Genomic DNA, 16,014 nt, shown 5'->3' on the forward strand with positions numbered 1-16,014 from the left:
CGGGATGTAGACGAATTGCAGGCTCTGCTTTTGTTGCGTTCAGATGCACAATGCCTGAACAATTCAGGCTGCATAGCGTCGCACGCTCGGTGGCCGTGCGGTTGACCGGAAATGGAGACGGTAATGGCGGAAACTCGTTCCTTATCGGAAGACTTGCCCAAGGCGGGCACCGATCAAAACCTCGCCCCTAATGTGGCCGCGGGGCATCTGGCACTGGTGCCGACCTGGCTTCCATTGGAGGTCGCTTCCAATCCGAGCTATAATTCTGCCGGCAGCGGTGGTGACGGGATAAGCGAAGGCGTGATCAGCAGCAACGCCTTGGCCGTCTTCATGCCGTCGAATGCCGCGATGGCCGGGCCTCATTCGGGCGCCGACGCTTTCCAGGGCAATGATGCGCTTATCAATCAGCATCCTACCGAAATGGCCGGGATCGGCGGGAATGGCGGAAGCGGCAATGTTGCCATCGGCAGCGGCGACGGCGGCAATCATGCCGGCACCGGCGGCAATGGCCTCTTCTACGGTGGACTGGTCAGCACCGAAGTCGCAGTGTTTGCGCCGGTGAATACGGCCGTGGCTGCTGGCCCCGGCGCGGAGGCTCACGCTGAGCAATCGAACAATGCATTGTTTCTGCAGGGCGCAACCCAGATGGGCGGCATCGGCGGCTCGGGCGGAGACCACAACGCCGCGGGCCACGGTGCGTCGCTGAGCCCGGGAACGTCGCTCACATTGACCGGCGACAATTATGCGGGCCACGGCGGCGATGGATATTTTATCGGCAGCATGGTCGACGTAAGCGTGGCCATATTCTCACCGATCAACATCGCCGTCGGCGCCGCGGGCGGCTCGGCGGTCGCTCATCAGACAAACAATGCAATTTTCGATCAGGGCACTGTGCAGATCGCCGGCATCGGCGGCAATGGCGGTGGCTTCAACATGTCGTCGGATACGATTTTCACCGGCAACCATGCGGGGGGCGGTGGCGGGACCGGATCGTCAACCGGCAGCATGGTAGACGTCAATTTCGCCTATTTCCATCCCATCAACATTGCCGTTCCCGCTGGCGGGACGGCGGACGCCCAACAGATCGATCATGTTCTCTATGATCAGCAAGCGCTTCAGTTGGCGGGCATCGCGGGCCACGGCGGAGAGGGTAATCTCACGGACGCCCATTCGGCTCTCGTCGACGACATTCTGAGCTTCATGCATAGCTAGCGGATAGACTCCGCGCTTGCATTGCGGAGGCTCGACTGCACGAAACCGCTTTCGTGCCGACGGGCTCGCGCAATGCCGAACATTTCACCACGACCTCATCCGTATTGTCGCCGATTTCGGCCGCCAGAGGCCGTGACCGCCGCCCGGCATCTGGGAGCGTCGGCGCAGTGCTGCCTGCGTGAGACAACGGGTATTCACGCCTCATCAGGGTGTAGTTTCACTAATCATAATGGGTAATCAGCGATCTTGTGGTTTTGTCGCTTTTTTCGGTTGTCGTTTTGCTGTCTGGGTCTGCGGCTGTTTTGAACCGACATATGGAAACAAAGCCGAGCCGATCGGCAGCTGGTTATCTCCACTGGTTCCTTCCGAAATGGGTCTGTAGCAGATCGGTTGCTTTTTCAGTGCCTTTGAAAGCTTTGTTGACCCGCTTGCCGTACGTGAATTCGGCGAAGGGATGGAAAGTCTGTAGCGACAAGTCGAACCAGCAGACCCTCATGAACAATCTCTTAAATACGCCCTGCGGGCCTAGTCATCTCTCACTCAAATCTTATAGACTATAAGAATTATCGTGAGAGATCAGACTATTGATATCTGAAATACACTCACTTTTTATCATGACATGTAATGAGAACAGGAATAATATGAACAGCTGTTGCGTTGCAAATATCTGGGGAGCGCGCAAGTGTCCGACATTGCTAAAATCAAGCGCCGTATGGGGCGCAATGCACCAACTGTGATCATCATTGAGCATTCTACTTTGGCGCGCACCACCGTGGTGAAGCTTCTTGAGCGTGAACTCGCCGGGTGGAACTTTATAGATTTGATCTCGACCGAGAGTCTCGATCGGGCTCTTGGAGCCGAGGTGCGTTTGATTGCATTGGATCTGGCTGGCAGAGATGTCGAGAGCGCCAGCCTGCGGGAAGATCTCGCGGCAATTGCTGCACGTTTTCCTGAGGCTCCTATCACGTTGCTCTCAAGTACGGATGACGTCATCATAGTCCGTCAGGCGCTCGAGATAGGCATCCGCGGCTTTTTCTCGACGTCACTTCCCGTTGATATTGCCCTTGCCGGTCTTCGCCTCGTTCTGGCAGGAGGAACATTTTTCCCGCAGCTATTGGGAGCTGTTGCAAACAGCTCAAGCGAGCATAGCCCGGCCAGAAATGAGGCCGAAAAATGCTTGGATGATAGGACGCAGTACTTGGCGATTGCTGATTTCACTCCCCGGGAGGCGGATGTCCTCGCAGAGCTGCAATCCGGCTGTTCAAATAAGGTAATTGCAGGAAAACTCAATTTGTCGGGGCATACGGTCAAGATGCATTTGCAACACATTATGCGCAAGTTGCAGGCGCAGAACCGCACTGAAGTGGTTGCCCGCTTAATTCAAAGAGCCGCCGGTGGGCCTGACGCCTCGCCGAGTTAGGCGGTGTCGGCCAGTACCGGGGCGCTGTCTCAACGTTTGAGTGGGTGTCGGAGCGCGGTTTGATCCCATCATAGGCGCCGAAGATTGCTCCCTGACTCGAGCCGTTGCCACCCCCGGCGAAGCTAGACTGTGCTACCGTCGGTGCGTTGTTGCTTCTTCGCCACAACCGGCTCGAAATCAGGCTAGCTCCAATATCCCCCCGTGGCGCAGTATTTCCGAGTGAGTTACATCATCAGCAAGCAGCCGCAGCAGGCGGTTGGGCCGGTGGAGCGCGGTAATCTGTAGCTTCAGGGGAATAGTTCCGCGCATGGATGGCAGCCTTTCGCAGCATCTGGACTCCGGTCTTCGTGCGCTCTGCGGCATCGCTGCATTCTATCGCATTGCTGCCGACCCGGTTCAGCTGCAGCACGATCTGGCGTTGAAGGGGCGCACGTCCCAGGCCATCGACATTCAGCGAGCAGCCAAGATCATCGGGCTTAAGGCGCGTGTCGTGGAGAAGGTCACGGAGCAACGTCTTCGAGCCATGCCTGTCCCCGCCATTGTCCAGGTGCGCAGCGGCTCCTTTCAGGTGCTCGGCGGCTTGAACCCATCGGGAAAGTACAGACTCGTCGATCCGATAACGCGCGTCGATCGTGAAATCGCTTCTGCGGATATACTAGCCGAAATCGACGCGCGCGTTATTCTTGTGGGGCGGCGCATAAGAGGCGAAGGGTCCGACCCGCGAGAATTCGGCTTCAAGTGGTTTCTGCCATCGATCTGGCGTTATCGAAAGCCGCTTGCCCATGTATTGCTTGCCTCGCTGTTTGTGCAGATCTTCGCGCTCATCACACCTTTGTTCTTCCAGGTCGTGGTCGACAAGGTCCTGACGCACAAAGCCTATTCGACGTTGTTCGTGCTTGTTGCAGGCATCGCGATCATTGGTCTCTTCGATGTCATGCTTCAATATCTGAGGGCCTATGCGCTGGCTCACACGACGAACCGGATCGATGTCGAGCTCGGCCAACGATTGTTCCATCATCTCCTGCGGCTACCGCTGGAGTACTTCGAGACGCGATCAGCCGGCCAGACCGTCGCCCGCGTTCGAGAACTTGAAACGATCCGCGCATTTCTGACCGGGCAGGGGTTGTTTTCGGCGCTCGACGTCATTTTCACTTTTGTCTTCATCGCGGTTCTTTTCGCCTATTCCTGGAGCTTGACCCTGATTGTCGTTGCGGCGATCCCGATCTACCTCCTGATCGGAATCGTGGTTCGACCGCCGCTGCGCGAATTCGTCAAAGAGAAGTTCAATCGGGGAGCGGCAAGCCAGCAGTTCCTGGTCGAAGCGATCGTCGGTGTCCACACGGTTAAATCCGCCGCGGTGGAGCCGGTGATGCAGGCGCAGTGGGAGGAAAAGCTCGCAGCTTACGTGCGAACAGCCTTCGATACGACACTGCTGAGCGCTGGCGGACAAAATGCCATTCAATATGTGAGCAAGCTCTCGACGGCGGTCCTTCTTCTTTTCGGTGCAAGGGCCGTGATGAACGGCGAGCTTTCCGTTGGTTCGCTTGTTGCCTTCAACATGATCGCAGGGCAGGTCACCCAGCCGGTTTTGAGGTTGTCCCAACTCTGGCAAGATTTCCAGCAGGTGCAGATCTCGGTCGATCGGCTCGGCGACATTCTGAACACGCCGATGGAGCGTCAGCCAAGCTCCCGTTTGTCGTTGCCTGCCCCACGGGGGAACATTGAACTTCGAAATGTCACCTTCCGTTATCGGCCCGGCTCTCCGGAAGTCTTGAAAAACGTATCGCTGGACATCAAACCCGGAGAAATCATCGGTATCGTCGGCGCATCGGGTTCCGGAAAGTCCACGCTTGCCAAACTGGTGCAGCGTCTCTACGTCCCCGAAGAGGGTCAGGTCCTGCTGGATGGCATGGATCTATCACAACTCGACCCCGCTTGGCTTCGAAGCCACATAGGAGTCGTTCTCCAAGAGAATCTGCTGTTCAACCGCACGATCCACGACAATATCGCTTTCTCAAACCCGGCGATGCACCGCGCTCAGGTTATTGCGGTTGCCAAGCTCGCCGGGGCGGATGAATTCATTTTGCGGTTGCCGCAAGGCTACGACACGATGATCGAAGAACGTGGCGCGAACCTGTCCGGCGGCCAGCGTCAGAGGATCGCCATTGCCCGTGCGCTTGCCACAGCCCCGCCGATCTTGATTTTCGATGAGGCGACCAGCGCCCTCGACTATGAAAGCGAACGGGTCGTACAGACCAATATGCGCCAGATCGCCGCCGGCCGAACGGTTATCATCATCGCGCACCGGCTCGCAGCTGTGCGGCCCTGCAATCGGATCATCGGTATGGCAGACGGGCGCATAGCGGAAATTGGCAGCCATGACGAGCTGCTTAAGCGCCCGGACGGGCTCTATGCGCGGCTTTGGGCCTTGCAGAATGACAGAGGCGCCGCATGAAAAGTGGACCTGTCCAAGCTGTTCGATATGCCGGTCCTGCGCCGCGCCCGGCCAAGCGATCCGATCATGAGTTTCTGGCACCGGCGATCGAAATCCTCGAGACCCCACCCTCGCCGGTGCGCCTGGCGCTGATCTTGATCATTTGCGCCTTCGTCACAACGGCATTGATCTGGTCCTATATCGGCCACATCGACATCATCGCAGCCGCACAGGGCAAGATTCAGCCGGCCGGCCGCGTCAAGGTTGTTCAGCCGCTGTTGACGGGTAAGGTGAAGGCGCTTCCGCCATCAAATGGCACACAGGTCAAGACCGGTGATATCCTCCTCGAGCTTGATCCGACGGATGCTATTGCCGATGAGACGGATGCGGCAAAAGGCCTGGCGTCTGTGAGCGCCGAGGTCCGGCGCCGAACAGCTGCGGTAAACTATGTTCGTTCTCAGGAGAGCGGCCAGCTGCCGCCAACGATCTCATGGGATGCGGACGCGTCCGATGAATTGCGTCGACGTGAAGAAGGCATCCTGCGGGGCGACCTCGAACAATACCAGGCCGCAGTTGCGTCGCTTGATGCTCAGAAGCACCAGAAGGAAGTCGAGCGCGATCGTCTGACGGTGACGGTTGCGGCTCAGAACTCGCTGGTTGAAACGCTGAAAGAGCGTGTGGCGATGCGCAATATGCTGGCTTCGAAGGAAGCCGGCACCATGGCAAGCGTGATCGATGCGACGCAAACATTGAAGGAGCAGGCGACGCAACTGGCTATGCAGGAAGGTCAGCTCGCTGACGCCGCCGCTGGTATCGAGGTCCTTGCGCGGGAAAAGGACAAGCTAAAACGAGCATTCCTAGGCGATCAGCTCGAGCGGCTGGGTAATGCGGAACGTCGGGTCGAAGAGCTGGAGCAGCGACTGGCGAAAGCCATAAATGTTCGTGAGCAGATGACTTTGCGCAGTCCAATAGACGGCACGGTGCAAGCATCCTCGATTACCAGTGTGGGCCAAGTGGTGACCGTCGGCGAGGATGTGATGCGTGTCGTGCCTGAGGGAAGCACACTGGAACTCGAAGTTTACGCTTTGAACAAGGACATCGGTTTCATCAAAGTCGGCCAGGATGCGGTCGTCAAGCTCGAAGCCTTTCCCTTTACGCGCTACGGAACGATCCCGGCCCGCGTCATCAAGATTGCGGCCGATGCGATTCCGGAGCCCGATGCCGCGCGTCGTGAAGGCGACCCTGCGGCAAGACAGGCGGAGACAACGTTCGGCGGCGCCGAAAGGATGCAGAACCTCGTTTTTCCCGTGACATTGAGTTTGGAGGCCGATCAAATTCTAGCAGACGGCCGTAGCGTTCAGCTCAGTGCGGGCATGGCAGCAGTTGCGGAGGTTCGAACGGGCGAGCGCAGGATCCTGGAATATGTCTTCTCGCCTTTGATCGAGGTCGCGGAGGAAGCGCTTCATGAGCGTTAGTGATTTAGGTCAAAACCTTACTGAAGCGAGATAAGACTTGTAGTTGAAGTTTACCCTCATGCGGAGCAGAGGGAACCGGCATTTGGCACGGCAGAGTTGATTAGGCAAACGGGGATTTTATGACGAACCTTATTACTTCGACGAAGAACGTCAGCTTGACTGGGGATCAGAAGGTTGACGGGCTTTTCGCCGGCGCTGCCTGGGACGGAACGATAACCTATGCGTTTCCCACGACCTCGGCGTCATATGCCTATAGCGGCGAGAAAGACAATGCTTTCTCTTCGATTTCCTCACAACAGCAGTCTTTTGCCTTGTTCTTTATGGAGCAATCCTACGGAAATGCGGCAAATGACGGCTTCTCCGTAGAGGGGTTTACAAACGCCAGCTTTGTGGCCGGGAACGAGAGCAATGCAACGGTGCGGTTCGCTCAATCGTCCCTACCTTCGACGGCATGGGCCTATACTCCAGTTGTTGGCGGCGTCGGCGGCGATGTCTGGTTCGGAACGGCATACGCCGGCACTCAATATGATCTTCGCTTTCCGGGGTTCGGCAACTATGCGGGCCATACCGTGGCGCATGAGCTGGGTCACGCTCTCGGGCTGAAACATGCTCAGGAAGCGTATGGTTCCAATATGACAGTTGTTCCGGCTGCATACGACTCGCTCGAATACACGATCATGACCTACCGCACATATGTCGGAGATGATCTGTACGGGTACAAATATGAAAATGACAGCGCGCCTCAAACCTTCATGATGCTCGACATCGCCGCCCTGCAGGAAATGTATGGGGCGGACTACACGACCAACAGTGGCAATACCGTCTATACGTGGAACCCGAACCAAGGCATCACATATGTCAACGGCGTTGCGGCCATCACGCCCGATGCCAACAGGATCTTCGCAACCGTCTGGGACGGCGGCGGTATCGACACCTATGATCTCAGCGCCTATTCCACCGCCCTTAACATCGACCTGCAACCCGGGAGTTACTCGGTCTTTTCCCAAGGTCAGTTGGCCGATTTGAACGGTGGCCCGAATGGTGGTTATGCCCGCGGCAACATTTTCAATGCCCTTCTTTATCATGGCAATCTTGCCTCGTTGATCGAGAATGTTCAGGCCGGTTCCGGCAACGATACGATTGTCGGCAACGAAGCGAACAATACGTTTTGGGGCAATGCCGGAAATGATTGGCTTATCGGTGGTGCTGGCAACGACACGCTGGACGGCGGTACTGGCACCGACACATTGATCGGCGGTACTGGCACCGACACCTACATCGTCGACAATGCCGCCGACGTCGTCACCGAAAATGCCAGCGAGGGGACCGACACGGTTCTCGCCACGATAAGCTACACGCTTGGCGCCAATGTCGAAAACCTGACCTACACCGGCACCGGGGCCTTCAGCGGTATCGGAAATGGGCTCGACAACACGATCATCGGTGGCGCTGCCAGCGATACGCTTTCTGGCGGTACCGGCAATGACCTGCTGAATGGCAGCGCCGGCGCCGACACGATGATCGGCGGGGCGGGGGACGACATCTATGCCGCCGACAATGCCGGCGACGTTGTCACCGAGAACGCCGGCCAGGGGACCGACACGGTCCGCACGAACCTGGCGAGCTATACGCTTGGCGCCAATCTCGAGAACCTCACCTATAATGGAACGGCAACCTTTGCCGGCATTGGAAACTCGCTGGACAACGTGATCATCGGTGGCGCTGGCAGCGATACGCTTTCCGGCGGCGTCGGCAATGACCTGCTGAATGGCAGCGCTGGCGCCGACACGATGATCGGCGGTGCGGGAGATGACATCTATGCCGCCGACAATGCCGGCGACGTTGTCACCGAGAACGCCGGCCAGGGGACCGACACGGTCCGCACGAACCTGGCGAGCTATACGCTTGGCGCCAATCTCGAGAACCTTACCTATAATGGAACGGCAACCTTTGCCGGAACCGGAAACTCGCTGGACAACGTGATCATCGGTGGCGCTGGCAGCGATACGCTTTCCGGCGGCGTCGGCAATGACCTGCTGAATGGCAGCGCCGGCGGCGACACGATGATCGGCGGGGCGGGAGATGACATCTATGCCGCCGACAATGCCGGCGACGTTGTCACCGAGAACGCCGGCCAGGGGACCGACACGGTCCGCACGAACCTGGCGAGCTATACGCTTGGCGCCAATCTCGAGAACCTCACCTATAATGGAACGGCAACCTTTGCCGGCATTGGAAACTCGCTGGACAACGTGATCATCGGTGGCGCTGGCAGCGATACGCTTTCCGGCGGCGTCGGCAATGACCTGCTGAATGGCAGCGCTGGCGCCGACACGATGATCGGCGGTGCGGGAGATGACATCTATGCCGCCGACAATGCCGGCGACGTTGTCACCGAGAACGCCGGCCAGGGGACCGACACGGTCCGCACGAACCTGGCGAGCTATACGCTTGGCGCCAATCTCGAGAACCTTACCTATAATGGAACGGCAACCTTTGCCGGAACCGGAAACTCGCTGGACAACGTGATCATCGGTGGCGCTGGCAGCGATACGCTTTCCGGCGGCGTCGGCAATGACCTGCTGAATGGCAGCGCCGGCGGCGACACGATGATCGGTGGGGCGGGAGATGACATCTATGCCGCCGACAATGCCGGCGACATTGTCACCGAGAACGCCGGCCAGGGGACCGACACGGTCCGCACGAACCTGGCGACCTATACGCTTGGCGCCAATCTCGAGAATCTCACCTACAACGGAACGGCATTCTTTGCCGGAACGGGCAATGCCCTTGCCAACACGATCAGGGGTGCGGCAGGTGCCGACACTCTGGACGGGAAGGCGGGAGCCGACACACTGATCGGCGGAGCAGGCAACGACACCTATATTGTCGATGACATCGCCGACGTGGTCACCGAAGGGTCGAATGAAGGAACCGATCTGATCAGGACGGTACTTTCTTCCTATGCCTTGACCAATATTGCCAATGTCGAAAACCTGACCTTCATCGGCACCGGCGATTTTATCGGGACTGGCAACAGCCTGGTCAACGCGATCGCCGGCGGCGTCGGCAACGACACGCTTGACGGTGGCGCCGGCAATGACACGCTGATCGGCGGTGCCGGCAACGACATCTATATGGTCGACAGTGCGAGCGATGTGATCGACGAGGCGGCCGGTGCCGGCACCGATGAAATCCGGACGTCGCTTGCGACCTACTCGATCGCAGCACTGACCAATGTCGAGACCCTGACCTACACCGGATCCGCCAGCTTCACCGGCATCGGCAATGCACTTGATAACACGATCACCGGCGGCGACGGCAATGACACGCTGAATGGTAGCGCCGGTGCCGACACGCTGATCGGCGGGGCGGGGGACGACATCTATGCCGTCGACAATGTCGGCGACAGCGTCACAGAGAGCGCCGCTGCGGGGACCGACATGGTCCGCACGAACCTGGCAAGCTATACGCTCGGCGCCAATGTCGAGAACCTCACCTATAACGGAACGGCAACCTTTACCGGAACAGGCAATGACCTTGCCAACACGATCCGGGGTGCGGCAGGTGCCGACGTCCTGGACGGAAAGGTGGGAGCGGACATACTGATCGGCGCTGCTGGCAATGACATCTATGTGGTCGATGACCTGGGTGACCTGGTCACCGAAGGGCTGAATGAAGGAACCGATCTGATCAGGACGGTACTTTCCTCCTATGCCTTGACCAATATTGCCAATGTCGAAAACCTGACCTTCATCGGCACCGGCGATTTTATCGGGACTGGCAACAGCCTGGTCAACGCGATCGCCGGCGGCGTCGGCAACGACACGCTTGACGGTGGCGCCGGCAATGACACGCTGATCGGCGGTGCCGGCAACGACATCTATATGGTCGACAGTGCGAGCGATGTGATCGACGAGGCGGCCGGTGCCGGCACCGATGAAATCCGGACGTCGCTTGCGACCTACTCGATCGCAGCACTGACCAATGTCGAGACCCTGACCTACACCGGATCCGCCAGCTTCACCGGCATCGGCAATGCACTTGATAACACGATCACCGGCGGCGACGGCAATGACACGCTGAATGGTAGCGCCGGTGCCGACACGCTGATCGGCGGGGCGGGGGACGACATCTATGCCGTCGACAATGTCGGCGACAGCGTCACCGAGAACGCCAGCGAGGGGACCGACATGGTCCGCACGAACCTGGCGAGCTATACGCTCGGCGCCAATGTCGAGAACCTCACCTATAACGGAACGGCAACCTTTGCCGGAACGGGAAACTCGCTGGACAACCTTATCATCGGGGGTGCTGCCAGTGATACGCTTTCCGGCGGCGACGGCAATGACACGCTGAATGGTAGCGCCGGTGCCGACACGCTGATCGGCGGGGCGGGGGACGACATCTATGCTGTCGAAAATGCCGGCGACAGCGTCACAGAGAGCGCCGCTGCGGGGACCGACATGGTCCGCACGAACCTGGCAAGCTATACGCTCGGCGCCAATGTCGAGAACCTCACCTATAACGGAACGGCAACCTTTACCGGAACAGGCAATGACCTTGCCAACACGATCCGGGGTGCGGCAGGTGCCGACGTCCTGGACGGAAAGGTGGGAGCGGACATACTGATCGGCGCTGCTGGCAATGACATCTATGTGGTCGATGACCTGGGTGACCTGGTCACCGAAGGGCTGAATGAAGGAACCGATCTGATCAGGACGGTACTTTCTTCCTATGCCTTGACCAATATTGCCAATGTCGAAAACCTGACCTTCATCGGCACCGGCGATTTTATCGGGACTGGCAACAGCCTGGTCAACGCGATCGCCGGCGGCGTCGGCAACGACACGCTTGACGGTGGCGCCGGCAATGACACGCTGATCGGCGGTGCCGGCAACGACATCTATATGGTCGACAGTGCGAGCGATGTGATCGACGAGGCGGCCGGTGCCGGCACCGATGAAATCCGGACGTCGCTTGCGACCTACTCGATCGCAGCACTGACCAATGTCGAGACCCTGACCTACACCGGATCCGCCAGCTTCACCGGCATCGGCAATGCACTTGATAACACGATCACCGGCGGCGACGGCAATGACACGCTGAATGGTAGCGCCGGTGCCGACACGCTGATCGGCGGGGCGGGGGACGACATCTATGCCGTCGACAATGTCGGCGACAGCGTCACCGAGAACGCCAGCGAGGGGACCGACATGGTCCGCACGAACCTGGCGAGCTATACGCTCGGCGCCAATGTCGAGAACCTCACCTATAACGGAACGGCAACCTTTGCCGGAACGGGAAACTCGCTGGACAACCTTATCATCGGGGGTGCTGCCAGTGATACGCTTTCCGGCGGCGACGGCAATGACACGCTGAATGGTAGCGCCGGTGCCGACACGCTGATCGGCGGGGCGGGGGACGACATCTATGCTGTCGAAAATGCCGGCGACAGCGTCACAGAGAGCGCCGCTGCGGGGACCGACATGGTCCGCACGAACCTGGCAAGCTATACGCTCGGCGCCAATGTCGAGAACCTCACCTATAACGGAACGGCAACCTTTACCGGAACAGGCAATGACCTTGCCAACACGATCACCGGCGGTAACGGGGGCAACACGCTTACCGGTGGTGCCGGCGACGATATTCTCATCGGTGGGGCGGCAGCGGACTTTTTCATCTATTCGCCGAACTGGGGCCACGATACGATCACGAATTTCGTGGCGACCGGCACAGCGCATGACACGATCAGGATCGATCACAGCGTTTTTGCCGATTGGGCGTCGCTTCTTGCCGCATCCAGTCAGTCTGGCAGCGATACAATCGTTACCGCGGATATCAACAACACCATAACGTTGAAGAATGTCGCCGTATCGAGCCTGGAGTCGACGGATTTCCAGTTTGCGTGACCTTCGCTCGGACTTCCCCGGAGAAACCTTCTGCCGAGGAGGAGCGGGCCGAGATTATTGCGGCTGCGTGCCGCAACCTGGGTCCTTGGTTGGAGGCCGTCGGTCATCAGGATTGAGGTGCTCAAGATGCCTCGCAGAGTTAGGCGGCATCGCCAGTACCGGGGAGCTGTTTCAACGTTGGTGGGAGCGCCAAACGTGGTAGCGAGAGCCAAAAACAGGGCGGCCCGCGCATGGCGGGCCGTGTATCGGCGAGGCTTTCGTTTCAACGGGTCTCATATCGTGATGCCCTGATCGGAACCGCGACTCCGGCCGTCCGTTACCCTTTGAGGAACGGAGGACATCCACATGCCCAAGAAAAAAGCCATCGTCGAGGCGGCGCTCGAGTCCGGGTACGAGCGCCAGGCACTGGGGATCATGAATACGGAGCAAGCTCTGAAGCTTGAGGATTCCGACGGTCTTGTTTTCAGTCATCCAGATAAAGAGGCCGGCGTAACGGATCATTTTGTTGATCAGGATGAACTGCGCCGCTTGGTGCGGCGGTCAACGTCGCCGCTTCCCCCATTGCAATCGCAGGCTCGTACGACGCGTTCGTCCTGAACTTCAGGCAATCATGTAGCCGCCGTCCACCGGCATCGATATCCCGTTCACCATGGCAGCCTGATCGGAGAGCAGGAAAAGAACGACCTCGGCGATGTCTGCCGGTTCGGCGAAGCGACCGACGGGGATTCGCTTCATCATTCCCGCGGCTTTCTCGGGATCGCTCCATGCCTTCACCGCCATCGGGGTCAGCGTCACCGTTGGGTGGACGCCGTTGGCGCGGATGCCGTGCGGTGCAAGCTCCTTTGCCATGACCCGCGTCAAGCCATCCAACCCGCCCTTCGACGCACAATAGGCAGCGTGATCGGGGATGCCGACGAAGGACGCGACCGACGAGACGTTGACGATGGCGCCCTTGCGGCCCGCCTTGATCAGCGAACGGGCATATTCCTGGGCCACGATCATCGGAGCACGGGTGTTGACCGCAACAAGTCGGTCGAATGCTTCGACTGTCGTATCCAGGAACGGCTGGAGTTCGGTCGTGCCGGCGCAGTTGACGAGGAAATCGGCGGGAAGGGCAGCGATGACAGCCTCTCTGGTCGCATCGGCATCGGCGAGATCGACCTGTATGGCCCGGCAGCCGGATTTCTGTTGCAGCGCTTCGACATCGGCAGCACTCCGGGTCAGCGCGACGACCTGCGCACCCCGTTCGATGAGCATCCTCACAATTTCGCGTCCGATGCCTTTTCCGGCACCGGTCACGATGACCGTCTTTCCTTTGAACTCCATGGATCGCCTCCCTTACAGTCTCTGGCCTGTTTCCCGATCGAAGATATGCGCACGCCGGGGATCGATATGGAAGTACATCGTCCGTCCGGGATCGACTTCGATGCGCTCGCGGATCAGGGCGTCGATCGGCACGCCTCCCGTGCGGCCGAAGATCAATGTCTCCGAACCCGTGGGCTCGAACACCGAGACCTCGACCGGAACGCCTTCATCGCCGATGGTGATATGCTCCGGCCGGATGCCGTAGGTAACGGCTCTTCCTTCATCCGCATTTGTACTTCCCATGGGAAGGGCGATACCTTGGTCGGTGACGACGACCTTCCTGCCGTCGCGGGTCGCGATGCGGCCCTGCAGGAAGTTCATCGATGGGCTGCCGATGAAGCCTGCGACGAAGAGGTTGACCGGGAAGTCGTAGAGATCGAGAGGCTTGCCGATCTGCTCGACCCTGCCGTCACGCATCACCACGATCTTATTGGCCATTGTCATGGCCTCGATCTGATCATGCGTGACGTAGACGGTGGTGGTCTTCAGCCGCTGGTGAAGCTCCTTTATCTCGACGCGCATGGTGACGCGAAGCTTGGCGTCTAGGTTCGACAACGGCTCGTCGAACAGGAAGACCTTCGGATCGCGCACGATCGCGCGGCCCATCGCCACACGCTGACGCTGTCCGCCTGACAATTGCTTCGGATAGCGGTCGAGATAACGCGTCAGGTCGAGGATCTCGGCCGCTCTGCCGACCTTCTCGTCGATCTCCGCCTTGGGGCGCTTGGCCATCTTCAGCGGAAAGCCCATGTTCTCGGCGACCGTCTTGTGCGGATAGAGCGCATAGCTCTGGAAGACCATCGCGATGTCGCGCTCCTTCGGCGGCGCGTTGGTGACGACACGGCCGCCGATCCGGATGTCGCCGCCGCTGACGGTCTCAAGACCGGCGATCATCCGCAGCAGGGTGGACTTGCCGCATCCGGATGGGCCGACCAGCACGACGAATTCGCCGTCCTCTATGTCGACACTGACGCCGTGCATGACCTGGAGTGCGCCATACCTTTTGGTGACGTCGCTCACCTGTACATTTGCCAAAGTCGTTCCTCCCTAAAGCAGCAATTTAAAGTGCTGCAGCATCCTTTGCGCGTCTGATGAGACGCGCGGCGCTGTCGTGTCTTGATGGTGTGGACGGAAATTCATCGGCTCATCCCTTCCAGACGAGATAGGCGCCGAGGACTGCCGAGATTGCTGCCGCAAACCATACCGAAAGCCCGAACGGCTCGATGAACCGCATCCAGAACAGCGAGAGCGCGACCCAGATCACAATCGAGATGAACAGCCGGTCGAACCAGTTCGTTTCGATCGGCAGAAAGCCCGGCTTGCGTTCACCATTTCCTGACGGAGATGTCATGGCTTCATCCTTTCACGGCGCCGAAGGTCAGGCCCGCAACGATGTGACGCTGGACCACCGAAAACACGATGAGCGCCGGAACCAATGTCAGCATTGAGATCGCGGCCATGATGCCCCAGGCCGTTCCCGTGGTCGTCACATATTCCGACAGGCCGGTGGTCAGCGTCCGCGCATTGAAATTGGTGAGCGTCGCCGCCAACAGATATTCGTTCCACGCAAACACCCACGTCAGGATCAGCGTCACCGCAAGTCCGGGCCGTGCCAGGGGGAAGACGATGTCGTAGAGGACGACCCATGGGCTGGCGCCATCCATATAGGCCGCCTCGTCCAACTCCTTCGGAATGGCTTCCACGGTCGGTCGCAGCGTCCAGATTGCGAAGGGAAGGTTGAAGGAGCAGTAGACCAGGATCATGCCGAGCCGGGAATCGGCGAGCGAGAAGTCGCCGATCCTGTAGACCTGCGTCAGCAGCAGGAAGAGCGGCAGCAGGAAGACTGCCGGCGGCGCCATGCGGTTGGTGATCGTCCAGAAGAAGATACTTTCCTTGCCGGCAAGCTCGAAACGCGTCAGGGCGTAGCAGGCAAAAAAGCCGAGCGTCGTCACGAGCAGCGCGTTGCCTGACGAGATGATCAGCGAATTGAGCATGTAGCCGCGCAAGGTCGGATTGGTCAGCACGTCCTGATAGTTCTTCCAGAAGAAGCTCCGGAGAATGACGTCGGGCGTCGAGAACAGGTCGAAGGGCTGTTTCACCGATATGACGAACAGCCAGTAAATCGGGAAAAGCGTCGCGAGGCTTATCAGCGTCCACAGGACGACCGGAAGCCAGGGGGTCTGGTTCTTCATCGCG

General features: G+C 59.1%; 10 protein-coding genes. 6 read left to right on the forward strand and 4 right to left on the reverse strand.

Annotation, left to right across the window (positions count from 1 at the left end):
• The first annotated feature begins 123 nt into the window (after window positions 1-123).
• From NE851_RS13140 to NE851_RS13165, 6 genes are all read left to right on the forward strand, one after another.
• Window positions 124-1,212, forward strand: coding sequence for a hypothetical protein (locus NE851_RS13140; RefSeq protein WP_183908745.1), 1,089 nt, complete (start codon window positions 124-126; stop codon window positions 1,210-1,212).
• 712 nt (window positions 1,213-1,924) lie between these two features.
• On the forward strand, window positions 1,925-2,632 hold the full coding sequence (locus NE851_RS13145) for a helix-turn-helix transcriptional regulator (protein WP_183908876.1): 708 nt from the start codon (window positions 1,925-1,927) through the stop codon (window positions 2,630-2,632).
• Between the two features lie 307 nt (window positions 2,633-2,939).
• On the forward strand, window positions 2,940-5,087 hold the full coding sequence (locus tag NE851_RS13150; RefSeq protein ID WP_183908747.1) for a type I secretion system permease/ATPase: 2,148 nt from the start codon (window positions 2,940-2,942) through the stop codon (window positions 5,085-5,087).
• Window positions 5,084-6,541: an HlyD family type I secretion periplasmic adaptor subunit gene (locus NE851_RS13155; RefSeq protein ID WP_097596432.1), complete on the forward strand. Its 1,458-nt coding sequence runs from the start codon at window positions 5,084-5,086 to the stop codon at window positions 6,539-6,541. The genes NE851_RS13150 and NE851_RS13155 overlap by 4 nt, the downstream gene beginning before the upstream one ends.
• Before the next feature lie 119 nt (window positions 6,542-6,660).
• Complete coding sequence (locus tag NE851_RS13160; protein WP_254960926.1) at window positions 6,661-12,453, forward strand: M10 family metallopeptidase; 5,793 nt, start codon at window positions 6,661-6,663, stop codon at window positions 12,451-12,453.
• Between the two features lie 345 nt (window positions 12,454-12,798).
• Entirely contained in the window at window positions 12,799-13,050 is a 252-nt protein-coding gene (locus NE851_RS13165; protein WP_097544580.1) for a hypothetical protein, read from the forward strand.
• A 3-nt stretch (window positions 13,051-13,053) separates the two neighbouring features.
• Here NE851_RS13165 and NE851_RS13170 read toward each other — a convergent pair whose 3' ends face one another.
• From NE851_RS13170 to NE851_RS13185, 4 genes are all read right to left on the reverse strand, one after another.
• Entirely contained in the window at window positions 13,054-13,779 is a 726-nt protein-coding gene (locus tag NE851_RS13170) for an SDR family oxidoreductase (protein ID WP_097596017.1), read from the reverse strand.
• 12 nt (window positions 13,780-13,791) lie between these two features.
• Window positions 13,792-14,853 (reverse strand): ABC transporter ATP-binding protein, encoded by a 1,062-nt coding sequence (locus tag NE851_RS13175; protein ID WP_028756846.1) that lies wholly within the window; start codon window positions 14,851-14,853, stop codon window positions 13,792-13,794.
• A 109-nt stretch (window positions 14,854-14,962) separates the two neighbouring features.
• Window positions 14,963-15,169 (reverse strand): DUF2160 family membrane protein, encoded by a 207-nt coding sequence (locus tag NE851_RS13180; RefSeq protein ID WP_028756847.1) that lies wholly within the window; start codon window positions 15,167-15,169, stop codon window positions 14,963-14,965.
• A 4-nt stretch (window positions 15,170-15,173) separates the two neighbouring features.
• Window positions 15,174-16,010: a carbohydrate ABC transporter permease gene (locus NE851_RS13185; protein WP_028756848.1), complete on the reverse strand. Its 837-nt coding sequence runs from the start codon at window positions 16,008-16,010 to the stop codon at window positions 15,174-15,176.
• Window positions 16,011-16,014: the final 4 nt, after the last annotated feature.

The organism is Rhizobium anhuiense bv. trifolii, assembly GCF_024346605.1.
In the GTDB taxonomy this organism is placed as follows: domain Bacteria; phylum Pseudomonadota; class Alphaproteobacteria; order Rhizobiales; family Rhizobiaceae; genus Rhizobium; species Rhizobium anhuiense.

Excerpts from the sequence above, each read along its gene's own strand:
- NE851_RS13140 (WP_183908745.1), top strand. The coding sequence starts at position 124 with ATGGCGGAAACTCGTTCCTTATCGGAAGACTTGCCCAAGGCGGGCACC.
- NE851_RS13145 (WP_183908876.1), top strand. The coding sequence starts at position 1,925 with ATGGGGCGCAATGCACCAACTGTGATCATCATTGAGCATTCTACTTTG.
- NE851_RS13150 (WP_183908747.1), top strand. The coding sequence starts at position 2,940 with ATGGATGGCAGCCTTTCGCAGCATCTGGACTCCGGTCTTCGTGCGCTC.
- NE851_RS13155 (WP_097596432.1), top strand. The coding sequence starts at position 5,084 with ATGAAAAGTGGACCTGTCCAAGCTGTTCGATATGCCGGTCCTGCGCCG.
- NE851_RS13160 (WP_254960926.1), top strand. The coding sequence starts at position 6,661 with ATGACGAACCTTATTACTTCGACGAAGAACGTCAGCTTGACTGGGGAT.
- NE851_RS13165 (WP_097544580.1), top strand. The coding sequence starts at position 12,799 with ATGCCCAAGAAAAAAGCCATCGTCGAGGCGGCGCTCGAGTCCGGGTAC.
- NE851_RS13170 (WP_097596017.1), bottom strand. The coding sequence starts at position 13,779 with ATGGAGTTCAAAGGAAAGACGGTCATCGTGACCGGTGCCGGAAAAGGC.
- NE851_RS13180 (WP_028756847.1), bottom strand. The coding sequence starts at position 15,169 with ATGACATCTCCGTCAGGAAATGGTGAACGCAAGCCGGGCTTTCTGCCG.
- NE851_RS13185 (WP_028756848.1), bottom strand. The coding sequence starts at position 16,010 with ATGAAGAACCAGACCCCCTGGCTTCCGGTCGTCCTGTGGACGCTGATA.